Origin of the sequence: Alteromonas sp. ASW11-130, from assembly GCF_026183735.1 — a bacterium.
Classification (GTDB): Bacteria; Pseudomonadota; Gammaproteobacteria; order Enterobacterales; family Alteromonadaceae; genus Alteromonas.
This window is the reverse complement of sequence record NZ_JAPFRE010000033.1, coordinates 1-1,030: the sequence shown is the minus strand read 5'-3', so window position 1 is coordinate 1,030 and position 1,030 is coordinate 1. Positions and strand designations below refer to the sequence as shown.

General features: G+C 43.3%; 2 tRNA genes and 1 rRNA gene. All 3 read right to left on the bottom strand.

Going from position 1 to position 1,030, the window contains the following annotated elements:
• Positions 1-556: 556 nt before the first annotated feature.
• A tRNA-Ile gene (locus OPS28_RS12370) sits at positions 557-633 on the bottom strand.
• Between the two features lie 177 nt (positions 634-810).
• A tRNA-Ala gene (locus tag OPS28_RS12365) sits at positions 811-886 on the bottom strand.
• A 78-nt stretch (positions 887-964) separates the two neighbouring features.
• A 16S ribosomal RNA gene (locus OPS28_RS12360) occupies positions 965-1,030 on the bottom strand; the annotation flags it as partial.

Genomic DNA, 1,030 nt, shown 5'->3' with positions numbered 1-1,030 from the left:
CCTCTTATTGACATGACTCATAAGATTCCATAGCTATTAGTTAATACCCAAAGGTTGCGACAACCTAAAAGGATGGATATTAACCGCCTACCCCGCCTTTTTGTCCAGGGTTAGGTGAGATTGCTCTCTGCTGCATGATGACTAGCTAATCGTGAAATTGCCTTGTCATCATATTGTCAATCGGACTTGCCGATCGACACGCTTTTCAGCGCTTTAATTGATAACAAGCAATTCAAGTCAAGTAGAATAAAGCTTTGAAAGAACATCTTTCGATATTCTATTCTCAGTTACTCAATTTTGATTGATTACTATTAATATCAGCTTTCCAAATTGTTAAAGAACATGTTTCGTCAATCGGACTTGCCGATTGGCGCGCTTTTACGCGCTTTAGGGTAAAAAACCCTAATCAATGCTTACTAAATTTCAGTAAATATTCATTAGGATCCTATTCCTTTGACCATTTCCGTTAGCGCATTTCTTTCTTGATTGAGGCATCGTATTGCGTAGTGTGCGCATTGCACATGAGCAATTCGATAACGAAAAGCAAGGAAGAAATTGGTAGGCTTGGGCAGACTTGAACTGCCGACCTCACCCTTATCAGGGGTGCGCTCTAACCAGCTGAGCTACAAGCCTCCTGCTTACTTCGCCTGAGTCCTGTAACTGCATACTTTGTTTCGTCGCTCGTCAGTCACATACTTATGTATGCTCCCTCCTCACTCCTCAAATCGTATCCATTTACAAACCTCATGCTCGCAATCAGTGACTTATCAGCATCTCGTGCTAAATCATCCTGACACACTAGCAAGGATCTGGTGGAGCTAAGCAGGATCGAACTGCTGACCTCCTGCGTGCAAGGCAGGCGCTCTCCCAGCTGAGCTATAGCCCCATCTATGGTCGTTCTTCATTAATAACAAAACAATCTGTGTGAGCACTTATCAAAAGCGTAACGTTCAATTCTTAAAGGTAAGGAGGTGATCCAACCGCAGGTTCCCCTACGGTTACCTTGTTACGACTTCACCCCAGTCATGAA